General features: G+C 58.0%; 18 protein-coding genes and 1 pseudogene. 4 read left to right on the top strand and 15 right to left on the bottom strand.

Translation table 11 applies throughout. The annotated features are described in order from the left end of the window. Nucleotides 1-275 precede the first annotated feature (275 nt). The 4 genes from glnA (at nucleotide 276) to glnG (ending at nucleotide 5,191) form a co-directional block, all read left to right on the top strand. Nucleotides 276-1,679 (top strand): glutamate--ammonia ligase, encoded by a 1,404-nt coding sequence (glnA, locus tag C7H08_RS05705; RefSeq protein WP_106670781.1) that lies wholly within the window; start codon nucleotides 276-278, stop codon nucleotides 1,677-1,679. A gap of 216 nt (nucleotides 1,680-1,895) precedes the next feature. After that, nucleotides 1,896-2,420, top strand: coding sequence for a DUF4124 domain-containing protein (locus C7H08_RS05700; protein ID WP_106670893.1), 525 nt, complete (start codon nucleotides 1,896-1,898; stop codon nucleotides 2,418-2,420). Nucleotides 2,421-2,663: 243 nt separating this feature from the next. After that, nucleotides 2,664-3,761, top strand: coding sequence for a nitrogen regulation protein NR(II) (gene glnL, locus C7H08_RS05695; protein WP_106670780.1), 1,098 nt, complete (start codon nucleotides 2,664-2,666; stop codon nucleotides 3,759-3,761). After that, nucleotides 3,758-5,191 (top strand): nitrogen regulation protein NR(I), encoded by a 1,434-nt coding sequence (glnG, locus tag C7H08_RS05690; RefSeq protein ID WP_106670779.1) that lies wholly within the window; start codon nucleotides 3,758-3,760, stop codon nucleotides 5,189-5,191. Before glnL ends, glnG begins: the two co-directional genes overlap by 4 nt. A gap of 32 nt (nucleotides 5,192-5,223) precedes the next feature. Here glnG and C7H08_RS05685 read toward each other — a convergent pair whose 3' ends face one another. The 15 genes and pseudogenes from C7H08_RS05685 to C7H08_RS05615 form a co-directional block, all read right to left on the bottom strand. After that, nucleotides 5,224-7,680, bottom strand: a complete 2,457-nt coding sequence (locus tag C7H08_RS05685; RefSeq protein ID WP_106670778.1) for a DUF6701 domain-containing protein — start codon at nucleotides 7,678-7,680, stop codon at nucleotides 5,224-5,226. Nucleotides 7,681-7,890: 210 nt separating this feature from the next. Next, nucleotides 7,891-8,487, bottom strand: a pseudogene (locus C7H08_RS18590) (glycine-rich domain-containing protein); the annotation flags it as partial. 56 nt (nucleotides 8,488-8,543) lie between these two features. Next, nucleotides 8,544-8,954: a pilus assembly PilX family protein gene (locus C7H08_RS05675; RefSeq protein ID WP_106670776.1), complete on the bottom strand. Its 411-nt coding sequence runs from the start codon at nucleotides 8,952-8,954 to the stop codon at nucleotides 8,544-8,546. Continuing rightward, nucleotides 8,944-9,732: a type II secretion system protein gene (locus C7H08_RS05670; RefSeq protein ID WP_106670775.1), complete on the bottom strand. Its 789-nt coding sequence runs from the start codon at nucleotides 9,730-9,732 to the stop codon at nucleotides 8,944-8,946. Before C7H08_RS05670 ends, C7H08_RS05675 begins: the two co-directional genes overlap by 11 nt. After that, nucleotides 9,732-10,250, bottom strand: coding sequence for a type IV pilus modification PilV family protein (locus C7H08_RS05665; RefSeq protein WP_106670774.1), 519 nt, complete (start codon nucleotides 10,248-10,250; stop codon nucleotides 9,732-9,734). The genes C7H08_RS05670 and C7H08_RS05665 overlap by 1 nt, the downstream gene beginning before the upstream one ends. Then, entirely contained in the window at nucleotides 10,250-10,729 is a 480-nt protein-coding gene (locus tag C7H08_RS05660) for a prepilin-type N-terminal cleavage/methylation domain-containing protein (RefSeq protein ID WP_106670773.1), read from the bottom strand. The genes C7H08_RS05665 and C7H08_RS05660 overlap by 1 nt, the downstream gene beginning before the upstream one ends. 85 nt (nucleotides 10,730-10,814) lie before the next feature. After that, nucleotides 10,815-11,267, bottom strand: coding sequence for a type II secretion system protein (locus C7H08_RS18475; RefSeq protein WP_106670772.1), 453 nt, complete (start codon nucleotides 11,265-11,267; stop codon nucleotides 10,815-10,817). A gap of 30 nt (nucleotides 11,268-11,297) precedes the next feature. Next, nucleotides 11,298-11,798 (bottom strand): type II secretion system protein, encoded by a 501-nt coding sequence (locus C7H08_RS05650; RefSeq protein WP_106670771.1) that lies wholly within the window; start codon nucleotides 11,796-11,798, stop codon nucleotides 11,298-11,300. 38 nt (nucleotides 11,799-11,836) lie between these two features. After that, entirely contained in the window at nucleotides 11,837-12,418 is a 582-nt protein-coding gene (locus C7H08_RS05645; RefSeq protein ID WP_165793938.1) for a hypothetical protein, read from the bottom strand. Then, nucleotides 12,418-13,647 carry a type II secretion system F family protein gene (locus tag C7H08_RS05640; protein ID WP_106670770.1) on the bottom strand — a complete coding sequence of 410 codons (1,230 nt, stop codon included), beginning with the start codon at nucleotides 13,645-13,647 and terminating at the stop codon, nucleotides 12,418-12,420. The genes C7H08_RS05645 and C7H08_RS05640 overlap by 1 nt, the downstream gene beginning before the upstream one ends. Next, on the bottom strand, nucleotides 13,647-15,416 hold the full coding sequence (locus C7H08_RS05635; RefSeq protein ID WP_106670769.1) for a GspE/PulE family protein: 1,770 nt from the start codon (nucleotides 15,414-15,416) through the stop codon (nucleotides 13,647-13,649). The genes C7H08_RS05640 and C7H08_RS05635 overlap by 1 nt, the downstream gene beginning before the upstream one ends. Next, nucleotides 15,413-16,525, bottom strand: a complete 1,113-nt coding sequence (locus tag C7H08_RS05630; RefSeq protein WP_106670768.1) for a tetratricopeptide repeat protein — start codon at nucleotides 16,523-16,525, stop codon at nucleotides 15,413-15,415. The genes C7H08_RS05635 and C7H08_RS05630 overlap by 4 nt, the downstream gene beginning before the upstream one ends. After that, a complete protein-coding gene (locus tag C7H08_RS05625) occupies nucleotides 16,522-17,361 on the bottom strand; it encodes an ExeA family protein (RefSeq protein WP_106670767.1) in 840 nt (279 codons plus the stop codon). The genes C7H08_RS05630 and C7H08_RS05625 overlap by 4 nt, the downstream gene beginning before the upstream one ends. Beyond that, nucleotides 17,361-19,055: a pilus (MSHA type) biogenesis protein MshL gene (mshL, locus tag C7H08_RS05620; RefSeq protein ID WP_243411420.1), complete on the bottom strand. Its 1,695-nt coding sequence runs from the start codon at nucleotides 19,053-19,055 to the stop codon at nucleotides 17,361-17,363. Before mshL ends, C7H08_RS05625 begins: the two co-directional genes overlap by 1 nt. After that, nucleotides 19,052-19,381 carry a hypothetical protein gene (locus C7H08_RS05615; protein ID WP_106670766.1) on the bottom strand — a complete coding sequence of 110 codons (330 nt, stop codon included), beginning with the start codon at nucleotides 19,379-19,381 and terminating at the stop codon, nucleotides 19,052-19,054. Before C7H08_RS05615 ends, mshL begins: the two co-directional genes overlap by 4 nt.

Below are 19,381 nucleotides of genomic sequence, written 5' to 3'. Positions count from 1 at the left end.
TACAAACAATGCACCATTGCAGTGCGCGCTTAGGGCGCAACAGCAAGTCCGTAGCAGCATAACGGTGCGCCACAATCGCCCGAAAGCCCCATCACTGCGCTGTTGTGGCGCAAAACAGAAAAACTGGCAAGCCCCTTGCTTAGCTGTAAGCAGCCGTAATTGAAAGGTAAGGTATAGCAGCTTCTGTTAAGCTGCCCGGACCTGCAAAAAGATCGGGCCTCAGCACGCTGAACGATCCGGCACAACGAACATGTAATCACTACGGAGCATGCACAATGTCCAAGACAGTTGATTTGATCAAAGAACACGAAGTCAAATGGGTTGACCTGCGCTTCACCGACAGCCGTGGTAAAGAGCAGCACGTGACGCTGCCGGCCACCGAGGTGAATGACGATTTTTTCGTTGATGGCAAAATGTTTGACGGCTCTTCTATTGCCGGCTGGAAAGGCATCAACGAATCCGACATGATTCTGATGCCAGCCGACGAAACTGTGGTTTTGGATCCGTTCACTGAAGAAACCACCGTTAACATCACCTGCAACATTGTAGAGCCTTCTACCATGCAGGGTTATGAGCGCGATCCCCGCTCCGTAGCCCGTCGTGCCGAAGAGTACCTGAAGTCTACCGGCATCGCTGACGGCGCCCTGTTCGGCCCGGAGCCTGAATTCTTCGTTTTCGACTCGGTGAAGTGGAAAACTGACATGCAGGGTTCTATGTACTCCCTTCATTCCGAAGAGGCCGCATGGGTATCCGGCGAAGATTTTGAGCGCAACAACATCGGTCACCGCCCGGGTGTCAAAGGCGGCTACTTCCCGGTTCCGCCGGTAGACAGCCTGCACGACCTGCGTGGCGCCATGTGTGCAGCCATGGAGTCCATGGGCCTGGTCATTGAAGTACACCACCACGAAGTGGGCACCGCCGGGCAGTGTGAAATCGGCGTAGGCGCCAACACGCTGACCCGCAAGGCCGACGAAGTACAGATCCTCAAGTATTGCGTACACAACGTGGCCCATGCCTACGGCAAGACAGCTACCTTTATGCCCAAGCCGGTAGTAGGTGACAACGGCTCCGGTATGCACGTACACATGTCTCTGAGCAAAGACGGCAAAAACCTGTTCGCAGGCGACAGCTACGCCGGCCTGAGCGAAGAAGCACTGTACTACGTTGGCGGCATCATTAAGCACGCCAAGGCCATCAACGCTTTCACCAACCCGGCCACCAACAGCTATAAGCGTCTGGTACCCGGCTATGAAGCGCCGGTTATGCTGGCTTATTCGGCCCGCAACCGCTCTGCCTCTATCCGTATTCCTTACGTGAACAGCCCGAAGGCACGCCGTATCGAAGTTCGCTTCCCTGATCCGGCAGCTAACCCTTACCTGGCCTTTGCCGCTCTGATGATGGCCGGCCTGGACGGCATTCAGAACAAGATCCACCCTGGCGATGCCATGGATAAAGATCTGTACGATCTGCCAAAAGAAGAAGCGCTGAACATTCCGAAGGTTGCAGAGACTCTGTCTGAAGCTCTGGATTGCCTGCAAGAAGACCACGAGTTCCTGACCCGTGGCGGCGTGTTCACCGAAGACATGATCGGTGGCTACATCGACCTGAAGCGCGGCGAAGTTGAAAAGCTGAACATGACCACGCACCCGGTTGAGTTTGAGCTGTACTACTCTTGCTGATGTGACGTCCTGCAGATGTCACGCACTATTACGGTGCATGACACGCCAGACTGAAAGCCCCGCCCTGTGCGGGGCTTTTTTTTGTGGCCACTTCCGCAAAACTGACCAATCACCCCGCGCTCTTAACGATATGTAACCAACGGATTGTCCCTTTGCGTTGAAATGCCGGGGCCCGCCGCTGATAATCGAAACAGTTCATTACCGCAGGTCTTTGCCATGAAAGCTTCGTTTACGCTCGCCACTGGATTGTTGCTGCTGGCGTCTGCCACCGCCTATGCGGAGGTATACCGCCACGTGGATGCCCAAGGCAACGTCACTTTTACCGATGAGCCTATGCAGGGCGGTGAAACCATACAGGTCAAGCCGGTCACCACCATCACCCTGCCCAAGCCAGAAGCCGTCATGCAAACCGACCGGCTGCTGAAAGAAGTTGAACGCGAAGGCGCTGCCTATGAAAGCGTTACTCTGGCACACCCGGAGGATGGCCAGGCCTTCCACAGCGGGAACGGCGACGTCACCTTTGAGGTGCGCAGTACCCCGAGCTTGCGGCGCGGCCACCGCTACGAAGTCACCCTCGATGGCCAGCCGGTTGGCCAGAGCTCGTCCGGATCCATTACCGTCAACAACATTGATCGGGGCACCCACAACGTCGGCGTTCACATCGTTGATAGCGACGGCATACAGGTTAAGAGCGGCCAGCCCGTCAGCTTTACCATTCACCGCCCGTCTCGCCTGAACTAGCCAATGGTTTGCACTGTTTTAGTGCGCCCGCACCAGGATAACGCCATACTCTGGGCAGCAAAGGGGCAATTCCCCGGCTGCCTGTAGCCTTCCACTCCGCTCCTGCACCAACCTACAGCACCGGATCGCCCCGTGAGGCGCCCTGTGCCCGCACTTTGCTCACCGTTTCGCAGTTACCATTAAAACTGGTTCGCTTTTTGCAAAACCGGGATAACCATCATGAGCTCAAAACGGAAGCCAAGCATGTCGTTTCAACCAGCCACCCTCGGAAGCGGTTACAAAAGCATTCTGGACAGCCTGACCACGGCCGTCCTGGTGCTCGGGGATGACCTGACGATCCGCTACCTGAACCCGGCAGCTGAGAGCCTGTTTGAAACCAGTATGACCCGAAGCCAGGGCCTGCCTCTGAGTGATGTGCTGATCGACTCTCAGGACGCCCTGAAAACCCTTTACGCCGCCGCCGGCAATGGCCAGTCCTACACCCGTCGAGAAGCCGAGTTTGCCATGCTGAGCGGGTCCCGGTTGACGGTGGATTATTCGGTGACGCCCATCACCCTGGACCCCACCGAACTGTTGATTGAAATCCAGCCCAGAGATCGACTTATTCGCATCAGCCGGGAAGAAGACATCATCTCCCAGCAGGAAACCACCCGCATTCTGGTGCGCGGCATGGCCCATGAAATCAAGAACCCGCTCGGTGGCATTCGCGGCGCCGCCCAACTGCTGGACCGGGAACTGGACAGCGAAGATCAGCGGGAATACACCCGGGTGATCATTGATGAAGCCGACCGTCTGCGCAGCCTGGTGGACCGCATGCTGGGCCCCAACAAGGCCCTGAAGATTGCCAGCACCAACATTCATGAGATCCTGGAACGGGTACGCACGCTGGTCGAGGCCGAAAGCAAAGGCCGGGTGCGCCTGCGCCGGGACTACGACCCCAGCATTCCGGAATTCCCGGGCGACAAAGAACAGCTGATTCAGGCCTTTTTGAACATCGCCCGCAACGCCATGGAAGCCGCCTTCGAGAATGAAAGCGGCCACAGTGCCGAGGTGCCGCCCACGATTACCTTCCGCACCCGGGCTTTGCGTCAGTTCACCATTGGCCACCGTCGCCACCGGCTGGCGTGCCGTATCGACATCATCGACAACGGCCCGGGCATTCCAGCAGACCTGCTGCAGAACATCTTTTACCCCATGATCAGTGGCCGGGCCTCCGGCACCGGTCTTGGCCTTTCCATTACCCAAAGCATCATCGGCCAGCACCGCGGGCTGGTTGAATGTGCAAGCGAGCCCGGAAGAACCGACTTCATCATCTTCCTGCCTCTGGAGGACAGCAAATGACCCAACCGGCAAACGTCTGGATAATTGACGACGACAAAAGCATTCGCTGGGTGCTGGAACGCGCCCTGAGCCAGGCCGGCTTGCAGCCCCGGGTGTTCGACAGCGGTGAAAGCATCATGATGCGGCTGGAGCATGAACAACCGGACGCCATCGTCAGCGATATCCGCATGCCCGGCGTGGACGGCATTACCTTGCTGGCCCAGATTGTGGAGAAGCATCAGGATGTGCCGGTGATCATCATGACCGCCCACTCCGACCTGGAAAGCGCGGTCACCAGTTACCAGACCGGCGCCTTTGAGTACCTTCCCAAGCCATTCGATGTCGACGACGCCGTGGCCCTGGTCAAACGCGCCGTTGCTCACAGCCACGAAAAACGGGCCACCCGCGAGCCCCAGCCTGAAACCACCCAGCGCAACACCGAAATCATCGGTGAAGCGCCGGCCATGCAGGAAGTTTTCCGGGCCATCGGCCGGTTGTCACACTCCAACATAACGGTGCTGATCAACGGTGAAAGCGGCACCGGCAAAGAACTGGTGGCCCAGGCTCTGCACAACCACAGCCCCCGGGCCCGCAACCCGTTCATCGCCCTGAACATGGCGGCGATCCCGAAAGACCTGATTGAGTCTGAACTGTTCGGCCACGAGAAAGGCTCCTTCACCGGCGCCGGCGCCGCCCGCCAGGGCCGCTTCGAGCAGGCCAACGGCGGCACCCTGTTCCTCGACGAAATCGGCGATATGCCCGCGGATACCCAGACCCGTTTGCTGCGGGTATTGGCCGACGGCGAGTTTTATCGGGTCGGCGGCACCACCCCGATCAAAGTGGACGTGCGCATCATCGCCGCAACGCACCAGGACCTGGAAAAACAGGTGCAGGCCGGCAGCTTCCGGGAAGATTTGTTCCACCGCCTGAACGTGATCCGCGTGCACCTGCCCAAGCTGGCCGAACGCCGGGAAGACATCCCCCGGCTGATGCAGCACTTCCTGAAACGGGCCGCCAAGGAACTGACCGTCGAGCCCAAACTGCTGCGCCCAGACGCTGAAGAATACCTCACCACCCTGCCCTGGCCCGGCAACGTCCGCCAGCTGGAAAACACCTGCCGCTGGCTGACCGTGATGGCCAGCGGCCGCGAAATCCACGTGGATGACCTGCCGCCAGAGCTGCTGCACCAGGCCGAAACCGAAAATGCCAGCACCGGCCATACCTGGCAGGAAGGCTTGAAAAACTGGGCCGAGCAGGAACTGAAACGGGGCAAGAAAGGCATACTCGACACGGCAATACCGGAGTTCGAAAAGATCATGATTGAAGTAGCCCTGAAGCACACCGGCGGCCGCCGGCGTGACGCCTCGGTGCTGCTGGGCTGGGGACGGAATACCTTAACGCGGAAGATTAATGAGTTGGGGCTGGATCACCCGGAGGGGGATGAGGACTGATTTCAGTCCCTGCCTTCCCTCCCGGTGACAGATCAGTTGGTGGGCACTTCGCGCCAGTAGATGATGCGGTCGTTGCCGCGGTAGACGCCGAAGGTGGCCCAGGCGTAGGGGTTGACCAAAGCCTCCTGGTTGTCTGCATCCCAGAAATCTTTGAGCCAGTCGCTGCCAGTATCTAGTTCGACATAAATACCCCTGGCCTGCACTGACTCTGCGCCCGACGGTGCCGGCGCGGAAAGCCGCAGCCTGTAGTCCTCAACAGCGGTCTTTCTTGGCCGGCCATCCTCCAGCGAAAGCTCCACATCAGCCACTTCGACCACTCCGGTCTGGCCGCTGGTGAATGTCGAGGCGGCAAAGTCGACGGAAGTGTCCTTGGGCAGATCGTAAAACCAGCAGATCTCATCCTGGTGCAACTGGAACCCGCCACTGCCAAACACCTCGGCCCGCAACGGAATCACCAGGTCCAGATTCTCAGGACCGTAGCCATTATCCAGAGCAACCCGGCCGTATCGAATCTCGAAATCAGCCACTGGTTTGAATACTTCAGGCAAGTTTTCAGTGGGATCAAGAACCGTTACACCGTCGGCATCAATAAGACCTTCAAGACTGAACACGGGTTCCGGGGTATAACCGGAAACCCGTGCGTTGAGGGTTTTCGGGTAACGAAACTCATCGTCAGTGGCAAAGCGGTAGATCAAACTACCGCTCGTGTCCGGTAAAAGTGTCGCCGGAGCCAATGCGGCTTCCAAATCCAACGGTGTCCCGCCAACTCCTGTTGCGGCCTCGTCTTCCACTGGAAATGGCGCAAAGCCGACATCGTCAACGCCAACCCGCTGGAACAGTGTTCCCGCGTAATTCTGAACCGTCACGCCATTTCGATTTTTTGGTGTGATGACCACTTCCGGCGCCATATCCCAACCAAAAGGTTCACCGGTGTATACCCAGCTCCGCTCTTCCGTGCAGGAGGTTCTGTTTGTTGATAAAGGAGTACTGCTGAAGCGCCCGGGGTCGATAGCAATTTCAAATCGCGCTGGAATAAACCGACCCACATAAGGAAGCAAACGGCCCTCGACATTCTCGGTGCCCAGGTAGGCTCCACTTATCAAGGAGGGCAGTAAAGAGAAGGTACCAACCTCTGGCCAGACAAATTGCCCGCAAGCTTTTCCAGGTTCTGGTGTAGTGCAGAAGCTGCCGAACAGTTCCAGTGCACCATCTAGCTGAGGCATGTTAACCAAGGGAATACCCGGTGCTTCTTCAACGGTCAACCTGACCGCCTCCCTTGGACTTTCCTGGCCAAAATTCGGTGTCATCTCTCCTAGAGCATTCAGCGCACGAACCTCAACATCAAAGCCCTCTCCCGCTTCGCGAAACATATTCTCGTTGGTGACATCAGGAGTTCCTGGATTGCCAGAGACAACCACTTCAAAACGATCCGGTCGAGCGATGAAACTGTCCTGACCTTCGATTATCAGGTCCGCCTCGTCTCCAGTTCCATCATAACGGGCCTGCAGAAGAACGCTCCCCACATCCCTATAACGCATAGGAAAACTGGCAGCACCCGAGCCATCAAAGTCGAGCACTAACGAACCACCAGACAAGGATGTACCCGCACTTTCCGGCACTCGCATGCCCGATAAAGGGTTCTGATAGCTAGCCATAAACTCGATTGTTTTTTCGCCGGTGAATGCTGGCACACACTGCCCAGGATCAGTTTCACCAGCTTTGACTCCAAGAATAGAGACCTGAACTTCCTCGGCAGAGGTGTGATCCGGAGCGTTTAGGAGCAGACCAGACTCTGAAAACACGATCTCGCACTTACCACTTGTTCCTTTATCGGCAAAGCACTTCAATGGGGGCGTCCCCTCCGCACTTACAGTCGAATTTAAAAACCCCAGGGTGGCCGGGCCAGCACTTACTGACCGGAAGGCGAGTTCATTAGTCTCACCCACGAAACTGACTGTATTGCCTTGCAGCCAACCACTTTCTGGAGAGAGTGAAACGGTTACCTGCTCGCTGAATAAAGTCGTGCACTCTGGATTGCTGCACGCGCGCACTCGTATGTCCTGAGCAGGCGTACAGGTGAGTGCCGTCGATGGGTGGAAAATCCTGAAATGGTCAATCACTACTTCCAAGTCTTCACTTATACACGCACCGCCAAAATCTGCACGCGAAATCACTTCTTCGTTGAAAGTCACTTCAGAATCCGCAATACCGGTAATACTGCCCTCTGACGCAATGGCACCAACCACAATCGGGTTCTGATTAAACTCAACATCACCGGTCACATAAATAATCGCGTTTAGTTTCGCGTTATTATTGAACTCAAGATTTCCGTCCACAATCAATAACAAGTTAGCAGGGTCACCGTTCTCATTCATGGTGAAGTTGTTGCCATTAATTATCAGGTCGCCATCAACCAGAACACGGGCTCGGCCGTCCACCGTGAAATTGATGTTGTTCTGATTTTTAGCAAATTCTCTTGGCGGATACACGTGGGCGCCGTCCGGTATTACATTATTTCCGGGCCAGGGGGTTCTGATCCTCGGGTTGAACACATCCAGGTCCAGTCTGTTACCAGCGGCAAGCTCCGCATTTATGCCAGTATCGGACGAGTAGATGGTTGAACATAGAGGCAATGGACTCCATGAAACCCTTATTCTTCCATCGCCACCACGACCGCCAGTAGCCGAGCTGAAAAAGCCTACGCCAGCCCCCCCACCGCCGCCACCTGGCGATTCACCGGGTGCACCATTTCCACCAAAAAAGAGAAATGCAGTTCCGCCCTCAGAACCACCGTCGCCTCCTTCAAATGGAGCATTGGCGCCATTGCCACTGTTCGCATTAGTTCCATTTGCAGAGCTTCCCGCCGATGACCCTCCACCGCCGCCTCTGACCGGAATGCCAAAGAAACCAGTCGCACCACTGGCACCACTTCCACCGGCATAGATTCCTGCATTACTGCCACCCCCGCCTAACCTATTCCCCGTATTTCTTGCACTAGCGCCGCCGCCTGCAGATAATTCACCCGAAGTCGAAAACCAGCTTGATTCACCTGGTGCCTCACTGCTCGACGTGGCGCCTCTACCAACATGGTAAGGCAGTCGGTCACCGGGGCTAACCGCCAAAGTCCCAATGTTGTAGGCACCGCCGCCACCTCCTCCCCTGCCTGGTCCGCCTCCGCTACCGCCGGCACCCCAGACCTCAACAGTTATTCGATTCGCATTCGCGGGCACCACAAACTCACCTGCTCCGGTCTCGCTTAAAACAACGGATTCCTGAGCGAACGACGCAGATACCATCATTAGGAAAGCCGTGAAGAGCGCAATCGAAACTATTTGGAAACGTGATAGATAAATCATCTCAGTCTAACCTCTATCATTCGTTCCGCCCTATCAGCACCAACACCACACACTCCCTGGCTTTGAATGACAAGAGAGCTCTGAGCACTCCCGAATTCAGAGCAGGAGATCGCTGCAAAACAGCCCGCCAACCCTTTGCTGGCGAAGCTTTTCGTTCCGCTGATATCAATACCACAACTCAATGGTATGTTTTCGCCCTGTAACAGAAGGGCTGATAAAGCCACCTGCGCTCCACTCTCCGCCGCAAAAAATGCCCGCTGGGACTGAATCTGCAAACTGACCGCCTTGCTGGAGCTTTCCTGCAACTGCGCCATGCCAATCACCAGCAGGGCCAGTACGGTGATGATAAACAGCGCTACGGGCAGGCCGGCGCCGGTTTGTCGGTGGTGCATGGGCTCAGGGTACATTGCGGATTTGTACCTCCTGGCTAACGTTGGTGGTTTCGTTGCCATCATCGCTGACCAACTCAAATGCAAAATTGACCACGGCGGCGCGGCGTAAGGAAGGGGGCACAACTTTCAAGCTGAGCGAGCTGGCAACCAGATTGGCGCTCATTACTTCCCGGGTTCGGTTGCTGTCTCCATTCAAGCCGTTGGCGGTTGGCTGGCTCTCGCTTCGGGCATAGTCACTGAACCGATAAAGCCACTGGTTAATCTGGCAAATGCTGACAGGGCCTTCAACCGCGTACAGCCTCTTCTGGGGCGAGCGCTCCCGGAAACGATGACTCTGGGATAAGGTAACCGCCTCGGCGTTCGCCGCAACAGCCTCGATCGGTGGCGAGACCGGCCCCGGATTTTCACTGCCGTACAAATCCGACTGGGCCGAGCCGTAACCGTAAACGATCAGCCGGGCACCCGCGGGTACTGTGCGGCCGAAGGGCACAATAGAAACCTCATCAAAGTCCGGGCCGGTGGTCAGGGCGTCGTAACTGGTGGCGGCGATCACCGGCAGCCACTCCAGGCACTGGCCATTGGCGCGAACCGACAAAGGAAAGGCTTCCCGCACTTCGCGAGTAATCTGTTCACTGATGACCACGCTTTGCAGCGCCCGTTGCTGACGACTGCTGACATCCAGAGCGCCAACGGTGGAAAGGGCGACAAACTGGACGGAGACGGTGGCAACGATGCCCAGCAGCACGATCACCATGACCAGCTCGACCAGCGTAAACCCGGCTTGCCGAGGCATCAGAAGTTCCCCCGATAGGCGCTGAACAGGTAGGTGTTGCTGGAGGGGTCGGTGATGGTGATGTCAATGCGCTTGGCTTCGTGATTGGCCAGCCCGACGTCGGTGCCGGCACAGGTTACCGAGATGGAAACCTGGAAGCTGCTGTAACCCGGCAGCGGTTCTTGCTCGCTGTTCTCGGGCGGGGCGTCAGTCAGGTTGTGGTAATCGTCGACATCGTTATACGTTCGCCGGTTCTCTCCTTCCGGGCCAAGGCTGGTGCAGTCGGCATCGGCGGCCGAGACCGGACCGCCGCCAACCGGCGAGCGATCAGCGAAGGATTTGGCGAGGATTTCATCCATATACAGCTGCGCCAGCGCTACCGCCCGGGTCTGATTGAGCGGGTCGGCACTGCGGCCGGCAATCAGGGCGAAGGCGCCCACGACGCCGGCAATGGCGATGCTGATAATGACAATGGTCATCACCAGCTCGACCAGGGTTGCGCCCTGTTGGCGATTGGGGCGAGGCCGACGCAGGGCCATCAACAGCCGCCCTGATAGACGGCACCCAGCGAACTCAGGCACAGGAAGAAGGTGCTGTCGCCGCTGATGCGAAATTCGGTGTTTTGACGGGGAACCGGTGAGGCAACACGGCCCAGAGCGTCGAAACCAATCAGATAGCCGGAGGATGGAATGGCGGTGTAGCCGGTTTGCCCAGCAGCCTGGTAAGCCATGCTGGCGCCCTCGCTACGAATGGAAAACAAAGAACCGCCAGCCTCAAACTCGAACGAGTTTGGAAGTTGGCGGATGGTGACGGAATTGGAAGGGTTGCCCGCCAGCGCTGCTTGTTGGGCAAGCAGCGTGGCGGAGGCGAGTTGTTGGGTGGCTAGCAGGGGCGAGAAGACAGAGCTTCTGGCGAACAGGCCAACTCCGAGCACTGAAAGTACGCCAACCAGCACAAGTACCATGATTAACTCAACAAGAGTAAATCCAGTCACTTTTGGGGCATACAGTCTCGTCATACATCGCCTCTGCTCGCAACGTTCAACCTTGAGCAAGCACAACGACATTCGTACCACTTGCTCAAACCACGAACTGTCGGCGGTTTTAACTGCAAGTCACATCGGAAATAACCGGCGCTGTGTTAGCAGGTGTGGCTGCCCCAACCTCGGTGTATGTGAAAGAACACGAACCCTGAGTGAAGGTCGCTACGCCAGAGGTAACTGAACCGTTACCAAACTCCGACGAAAGCTGGGCAGCAGCCGCAATCGAGGATGCCGCAACATAACCGTCAGTGATTGTAATTTCCTCGCCCTCCAGAACAACATTGCCATCACCATTGACCTGACCCGCCAAGAAAGCAGATCTCGCAATGGCAGAGGCAGATTTCACAGCGCCTTGAGCGCCCCTAACGGAGGCTTGTTCAGCTTCCCCACCCAAATCCGCAAACCGCGGCAACGCAAACGCCGCCAGAATGCCCAGAATCACAATCACCATAACCAGTTCGATCAGAGTGAAACCTTTTTCACGCTTCGGTGAAAATTTTTGCATAGTCGTCATAGCTACTTCTCCTGAAATACAGATTTAGACTTAGTTAATTACCGTTGTTATTTCACCAGTATTGGAATCGTACTCAATGGAACTTCCCTCACCATCTGGCAGGTATTCATAATCACACACACCGGTAGCAGGTGCCGTCGCCTGGTATTCCGTTGTGTTATCCGCAGCGCCGGACGCAGCCACATTGGGCGCATTGGACTGCAGCAACCTCGTCCACAATGCCGCACAGCCGCCGCTCGCAGCAGGGTCAGGCCAGCCATCACCAGTGGCGGCAACATCGTCATTGCCAAAACCCTCTACTGCAGTTACAGCCGTGGTCAGACCATTCACTGTCCATTGCGCCTTAACCAACGCCACGCCCGCACTCAAAGCACCCGACGTGCCCTTGATGCTGGCCTCATGCGCCTGCTCCGAAAGCTGCGCAAACCGTGGCAGCGCAAACGCCGCCAGAATACCGAGGATGGCAATCACCACCACCAGCTCGATTAGGGTGAAACCTTTCTGTTTGTGTTTGCTGTTGTACTGCATCATTCGTCAGCCTCTTGCCGGTTTTTAATGGTGTTCGCCACTCAGCGCCTGGCGTCCTGCCGGTTCACGGACGTGTCTACTAACGGCACCGGCGCCAATCTCAGGCCGGTTAGCCGTTGGTCTTGCTCCCGCAGGTTGTTCCTGTTGCGGTCGGCAAATTCGGTTGTTACTGCCCAGGCTAACGGCTGATCAGGTTCTGCAACCTTCCCGTCAATGGTTATCGGTTGCTTTGGGGTATAAATTAACCACCCTTTGCCGGTTTCGCCTGTTTCTTTTTGTAGCCCGGGGGCAAAGCACCATTGCCCCTGCCTGCGTTCACCGTCGCTACACTGGCCCTGATACATGGGCCATTGGTGATCCAGCCACTCAAACGGGTTGGCTCCGACCAGCTGCGCCAGACTTTGTTCCCGGCTCAGCATGGCCTCGGCCCCCTTCACCACCAGCGCCGAGCGCAGCTGGCTCAGCACCATGTTGACGCTTTGCTGCTCGGCGTGCTGGAACTCGCGCTCCAGTTTGCCGAGCAGCACCCACCAGAGGGTGAAGAGTACGGCCAAGGCAATCAGCAAACGCACTCGCCTGGCATTTGCCAGTCCGTTGGCCGAGGACCAGGCCAGTTCGCGCACTAGCCCCGCCCCATGGCGGCTGCCCCCAGATCCCAGATGGGCAGGAACACGCCCAGTGCCAGTATCAGTACCAAGACGCCCATGGCGACAATCAATATGGGCTCGATGGATTCGGCCAGCCGCTTCAGGCCGTAATCCACATCTTCGTCGTAAAAGTCGGCGACTTTGTTGAGCATGTCGTCAACCGAGCCGGTCTCTTCGCCCACCGCGATCATCTGCAGGATCAGCGGGGTAAACATCTTGCTGCTTCTGGCTGTGCGAAGCAGGCTTTCGCCGCGCTCTATGCCATAGCGCATTTCTTTGATGTGGCGGGCAATCCACGCGTTGTCGGTGGCGTCGGCCACCACGGTTAGCGCCTGGGTTATCGGCATACCGGCGGCAAGCATGGTGGCAAAGTTACGGGCAAACCGGCTCAGCATAATCAGTTCCAGCAACGGGCCGATAATGGGCATTTTCAGTTTGTAGCGATCCCAGAGCTCCCGGCCGTTGTCGGTATTTTTCCACTGTCGCAACAACAACCCGCTTGCGGCTATGGCGAACAGCATGAGGTACCAGTAATTCAGCAGGAAGTTGGAGGTACCTACCAAGACCTGGGTCAGAAACGGCAGGTCGGCCCCCATCTTGCTGAACACCGAGGCAAACTTGGGAATCACCAGAAAGTTCACCATCATCAAAGCCGCCAGCAAGGCGATGACCACGAAGGTCGGGTAACGCAGCGCCTGTTTCACCCGGCGTTTGGTGTCTCGCTCCAGTTCCAGAATTTCCGACAGGCGCTTGAACGACTGGTCCATCATGCCGGTGTTCTCACCCACGTGAATCATGGCGATAAACAGCTCGGAGAACACTTTCGGGTGCGCCTGCATGGCCGTGGCCATGGTGTTGCCACCTTCGAGGCGGTTGGTGATGTCTTCCAGCACCTCCGCCAGCACCGGCGACCGGGAGGTTTCGGCCAGGCCGCGCATGGTGCGGATCAGCGGAATGCCGGCCTTGGTGAGAGCGTACATCTGGCGGCAGAAGACGATCAGCTCGTCCAGGGAGACTTTTTTCCGGAAGATGGCCAGGTTGTTGACCCGATCCAGACCGGACTGCCTGTGCTGTTGTTCGGTGATGGTCAGCGGGGTGATGCCACGGCGTAACAGCTCGCTGGCGGCGGCATCAGCATTGACCGCATTCAGCAACCCTTGCTGGGCCACGCCACGGTTGTCTTTACCCCGATAACTGAACTGCATCAGCTGTCCACCCCTATGGCGCTGTCACCGAGCAGGTCATCACCTTCCGTATACCCGCCAGCGTCTGAGGTGGCGGCTACCCGCGACACTTCCTGCAGGGAGGTAATGCCCTGCAGTGCGTAATCCATGGCGCACTGGCCCAGCGGGCGGAACAGTGCGCTTCGCCGGGCCGAGCGGGTAAAGTCGGAAACATCTTTACGGCGTAGCGCATCGAGCATGTCTTCGTTCATTTCCAGCATTTCGTACACACCCAAGCGGCCTTTGTAGCCGGTGTTGCTGCACTGGTAGCAGCCACGGCCGTGCACAAAGCCGGCTTCGATATCGAGCGGGTCCAGGTCAAACGAGCGCAGCCACACCAGTTCCTGCTCGGTGGGTTCGTACGCCTCTTTGCAGTTGTCACAGACCCGGCGCACCAGGCGCTGAGCCACTACGCCAAGTAAGGAGCTGGCCACCAGGAAGGGCTCTGCACCCATATCAATCAGGCGCATGGCGCTGCTGATGGAATCGTTGGTGTGCAGGGTGGACAGCACCAAGTGACCGGTCATCGCCGCGCGCAAGCCGATTTCGGCGGTTTCGTGGTCCCGCATCTCGCCCACCAGGATGATATCCGGGTCCTGGCGCAGGGCCGAGCGCAACACGGTGGCGAATTCCAGGCCGATTTTCGGGTTCACCTGCACCTGGGTGATGCGCGGCAGGCGGTATTCCACCGGGTCTTCGGCGGTGATGATTTTCACTTCCGGCTTGTTCAGCTCGCTCAGCGCACCGTACAGGGTCGTGGTTTTACCACTACCGGTGGGGCCGGTGACCAAAATCATGCCATGAGGCTTCTTGATCAGTTTACGGAAGCGCTCCAACAGGTGCGGCGGCATACCGGTGCCGTCCAGATCGAGCATGCCCTGACTCTGATCCAACAAACGCATAACCACGGATTCGCCGTACTGCACCGGCATGGTGGATACCCGCACATCAATGCTGCGACCTTTTACCCGCACGTTGAAGCGGCCGTCCTGGGGCAGGCGTTTCTCGGAGATGTTGAGGCCGGCCATCAGTTTCAGGCGCAATACCAATGCGGCGTTGACCCGCTTCTCTTTCATCACCTGCTCTTGCAGTACGCCATCCACCCGTTGGCGGATGCGCACCACCGATTCATCCGGCTCGATGTGAATGTCGGAACTTCTGGCCTGCACCGCATCTTCGAACAGGGTTTGCAGCAGTTTGACCACCGGGGCATCGGCGCTTTCGGATTCGGCGGACAGGTCGGCCAGATCGAAGGCGTCGTCGCCCAGCTCGTCTTCCAGCTCTTCCGCCAGCGAGGCGATTTCATCGGTGCGGCGATACACCAGGTCGAGGGTGTTGAGCAGCTCGCTTTCCCGCACCACCGCCTGCTTGATGGGTTGTTTGAGCACCCGAACCAGTTCGTCGTAGGCGAAAATGTCCAGCGGGTCGGCCATACCCACCAGCAACTCACCGCTCTGTTCCGCCAGCACGATGGCGCGGAACCGGCGGGCCATAGCTTCTGGCAGTTTCTTTACCAGTTCGTTGTTGAACTGGTAGTGGCGCAGCTGAACAAAGGGCACCTGCAACTGGCGCGACAGGATGTTGAGCAGGTTGTCTTCTTCCACATAGCCCAGATCAATCAGGGTACGCCCGAGCTTACGGCCGGTGCTTTTCTGCTCACGCAGAGCGGTCATCAGCTGTTGCTCGGTGATGACCTCGTTCTGAACCAGCAGGTCACCTATGCGGATTTTCTTTTTCGGTTCCGTCGTCATGATCCCGCCTGCAATGCAAGTAAACGTTCACGGGCGTAGTCGGCCAGCGAGGCAGACAGCCCCGGCATGGCCGTGGCCTGGGCATAGGCCTGCACCGCACTGCGGTTGCGGCCGCCGGTTTCCAGGGCGATTGCCAGGCCAAGCCACCAGGCGGCCTGGCTGTCGTCATAGGCGATCAGTTCCGACCAGTGGCCAGCGGCTTCGTCTGCCTCACCGGCCTGCTGCAGCAACGTGGCCAGAGTAATGCGGTACTCCACCTGTTCGGCCACCGGCGGCACTCTGGCCGCCAGCATCGCGACCGCACCGTCCAACTCGCCCTGGCTCAATAACGCCCTGGCTTTCAGTAAGCGCAGGTTGGCGTGTTCGTTAGTCAAGCTATCCGGCAACCAGTCCAGTGCCCGGTTTGCCATACCCTGCACCAGCATTTCTCGGGCGAACACAGCCCGGCTGCGCGGCGCTGATTGACGGCTGGTCAGCTCAGCCAGTGTTTGTTCTGCTTGGCCCGCCTGACCTGTGGCTAGCAGACGTGACAGGTCACGGCTGGTGCGCAGATCGATGGCTCCCGGGGTTTCCCGTTGCTGCTTTACCGGTTCCGCTGAGGTCTGGCTCACAGTTGTGGTTTGCGGTTGGGCTACGGTCGGCGGTTGCTCGGCCACTGCTGGCCGCTGCGGGACGGCCGGTTCGTTTGCGGTGCTTGAAGTGACGGCGGCGGCAGACACTGAGGGTTCAGGTGCGATCTGTGGGGCGGGTTCTTCAGCCGGGCGCTGAGCAATTACCGGATCTGGCTCAGGTGCGTCAATGCGAGCTATTGATTCTTCGGCGGCTGGTTCAACGGGGCGCAGCTCCGGGGTGACGGCTGGCGCTGCAGGTTCGGGCACGGCCGCCGTGCTGACGTTTTCAACTTGCACGTCAGACTCATCCGAACCACTCAGCAGCCACCAGGCACCGGCACCACCGAACAGCGCCAGCACGGTGATCAGGACGATGACCACCACCGTTTTAGCTGAGTCAGAACTCTGTGCCACCGGCTGACCGGTATAACTCCCGGCCACCTGCGGGCGGGTCTGGCGTTCTTCCGCGGCCCGCAGGGCGTCATTCAGCAGGCTCATAGCCACCTCCGGAACCAGGAAACGGGCTGAGCGCTTTCGGTGTCTTTCACTGCCTGCAGGACGTGCTTGCGCATGACTTGGCGCTCTCCCTTACCCCAGGCCACAAGCATGGCTTTGTGGGCCAGTATGTTCACCAGGCGCGGAATACCACCGGAGGACCGCCAGATTACTTTCAAGGCGGCCGGTGCGAAGATGTCGGCGCCGTTATAGCCGGCCTGGGCCAGGCGGTGGCGCAGATACTGCCCCACCGAGTCGTAACCCAAGGGTTGCAGCCGGGTCTGGAAAGTAATGCGCTGGCGCAACTGGCGCAGGCTGTCCTTGGCCAGCACCGCATCCAGCTCCGGCTGTCCGAACAGCACGATCTGCAACAACCGGGTGCTTTCGGTTTCCAGATTGGTCAGCAGGCGCAAGGCTTCAATGGTTTCTTCGGGCATGGCCTGGGCTTCGTCGATCACCAGCACCGCAGGGGTTTGTTCCAGCGCCAGCGCAATCAGCCGCTGGTTCAACGCTTTAAGAATCTGATGGACGTTGTCGCATTGGGTAACGTCAACGCCCAGCTCCTCCGCCACCGCCTCATACAAGGTATCCGGCGGCAGGTTCGGATTGGGGAGATAAGCAGTGCAGGCGCTCTTGTCCAGCTCATTGAGCAGCAGCCGGCACAGCAGGGTCTTGCCGGTACCGACCTCGCCGGTCACCTTGATAAAACCTTCCCGGTGCTGCAAGGCCACCAGCAATAACTCCAGGGCATCAGCATGGCTGGGAGCCCGGAGAAAGTAACGGGTGTTGGGCGTCAGTGCGAACGGTGCTTCCTGCAGTCCAAAGTGGCTTTCATACATCAGCGGGGAGCAGTCTCCGCCTGAGGTTGCACGGAATCGGCTGAATTCAGCAAATCTCTGAGCACGTTCATGCGCTCACGGCTGGCCCGGATATCCGCTTGCATTTGCCCTGCATTAGCCACAACCGGCCGTATCAGGATTACCAACTCACTCTTGCGAGACTCGAAACGGCGCTGTTTGAACAATTCACCCAACAATGGAATATCACTAAAAAAGGGCACGGCCGAGGTGGAGTCTTCACTAGAATCCTGAATCAGCCCACCTATAACCACGATCTGGCCACTCTCTGCCCGAATGACACTGTCTGTCTCACGCACCGTACTCCGCGCCAGCGGCAGTGTGACATCCCGCTCGCCAATAGTGATGACCTTTTGCTGATCGTTCACTTCACTGACCGACGGGTGCACGTGCAGGGTGATGGCGCCGCTTTCGGAAATCTGTGGTGTGACGTCAAGCGAGATGCCCGAGAAGAACGGCGTAAGCTCCACCGAGGTGGAGGTTCTATCCGTGGCCGTTACAGCCGAATTGTTATCGTCGAAATCAATGTCGGTGACGAAAAATTCATCGGTGCCAACCTTGATGACGGCTTTTTGGTTGTTGATGGTGGATATTCTCGGGCTAGACAGAATCTGAACATTGCCCTGTTGGCCCAACAATTGAATCACCGCTGCAAAATTGCCTTCGGTAATGGTGGCCGAAAACAGCCCGCCGATGTCACCGGCGCGAATGGCTTGACCAGTTAGCTCTTGGGCCAACACGTTTGCGCCGGCAGAGTTGGTTTGCAGGTCCGCCCAATTGATACCCTGTTGATAGCCCTCGTTAAGGGTAACTTCCAGTATTTTCGCTTCCAGTACGACCTGGCGCTGCATGATCAGTTCGGTACGGCGAAGATAGTCTTCCGCAACTCGCAAATCTTCAGAACCGGCCCGAACCATGACAAGGCCTGCACCCGGGTTCACCACCACCTGGCCGTCCGCGCCGACCACCATGGTCAGTGCCTGGTGAATGTCCCGCCAGAAGTCGGATTCGGTTTCGGTGGAAATGGTGGTTCCTATCAGATTTCGGGTTTCCGCATCGCCGCTGTCGTTGCCTGCGCCAGCGCTGCCGCGAGCGCTGCTGACCTGGCCGGAGCTGACGCGCGTTTCGGAGCCACCGCGGCGTTTGAAATGCAGGTAATCAATGGGAAAAAGCTGCGTTTGCACGCTGTCCGCTGCCACCCGGAACAACCGGCCGTTGCGCTGAATGTCGAGCCCGTAGAGGTCGGCGGCGATGTCCATCACTTCCGGCACGGTGACATCGTTCAGGCGCAGATCAACCATGGTGGCGACGCCAGGATGAACCACCACATTAAAGCGGGTGCCCTCAACCAGCGCCTCAAAAAAACCGGCGGCTGAAATACCCCTGGCGTTAACATCAAACCGGTCATCCTGTTCCCGGGCGCTGGCGAGCGGCGGCAACAACTGGCTACTGATGTCCGCAGCCGCAGCCTGACGAGCACTCGCTGATTCCCGCTCACGAGCGGCAGCGTGCTGTTCCGCCTGCTGCATTGTCTGGTCGATCTGATCGGCAACGTCTGAGGAGGTTGCGGTCGCGCTGCGCATCAGCGGATTGTTGGAACAGGCTGCCAGGGCCAATGAAAGCAAGGCACCGGCGATAGGTTTGATAATTGTCATCGTAATCCGTTTGTCTGTCATGGAGTTCTCCGCACCTGCGGCAGCGGTTCCGGATACAGCACTCTTGGCTGGCCACGGTCGGTGACTTCAACCCGATCTTTATAAATACGGCGAACACGAACACCGTCGTGGCTATCACCTTCTTGCAGCGCCACTCCGCCTATTACTGCGACACGGCGCTGGCTGCCGAGCAGGATAGAGCCTATGTGTAGATCCCGTACTGGCGCTGCCGATACCGACTGAGCGACACTGCCTGGCGGTCTGGTCGGATCTTGCAGGCCATGGGCAGCCGGGCTGGCCAATAACGCCAGTATCATTACTCGTTGCCAGGTTAACCGGATTGTCAT

The sequence above is a fragment of the Marinobacter halophilus genome (assembly GCF_003007685.1).
GTDB classification, from domain to species: domain Bacteria; phylum Pseudomonadota; class Gammaproteobacteria; order Pseudomonadales; family Oleiphilaceae; genus Marinobacter; species Marinobacter halophilus.
The sequence above is the reverse complement of the archived record's forward strand: the minus strand, read 5'-3'. Positions and strand labels throughout refer to the sequence as shown.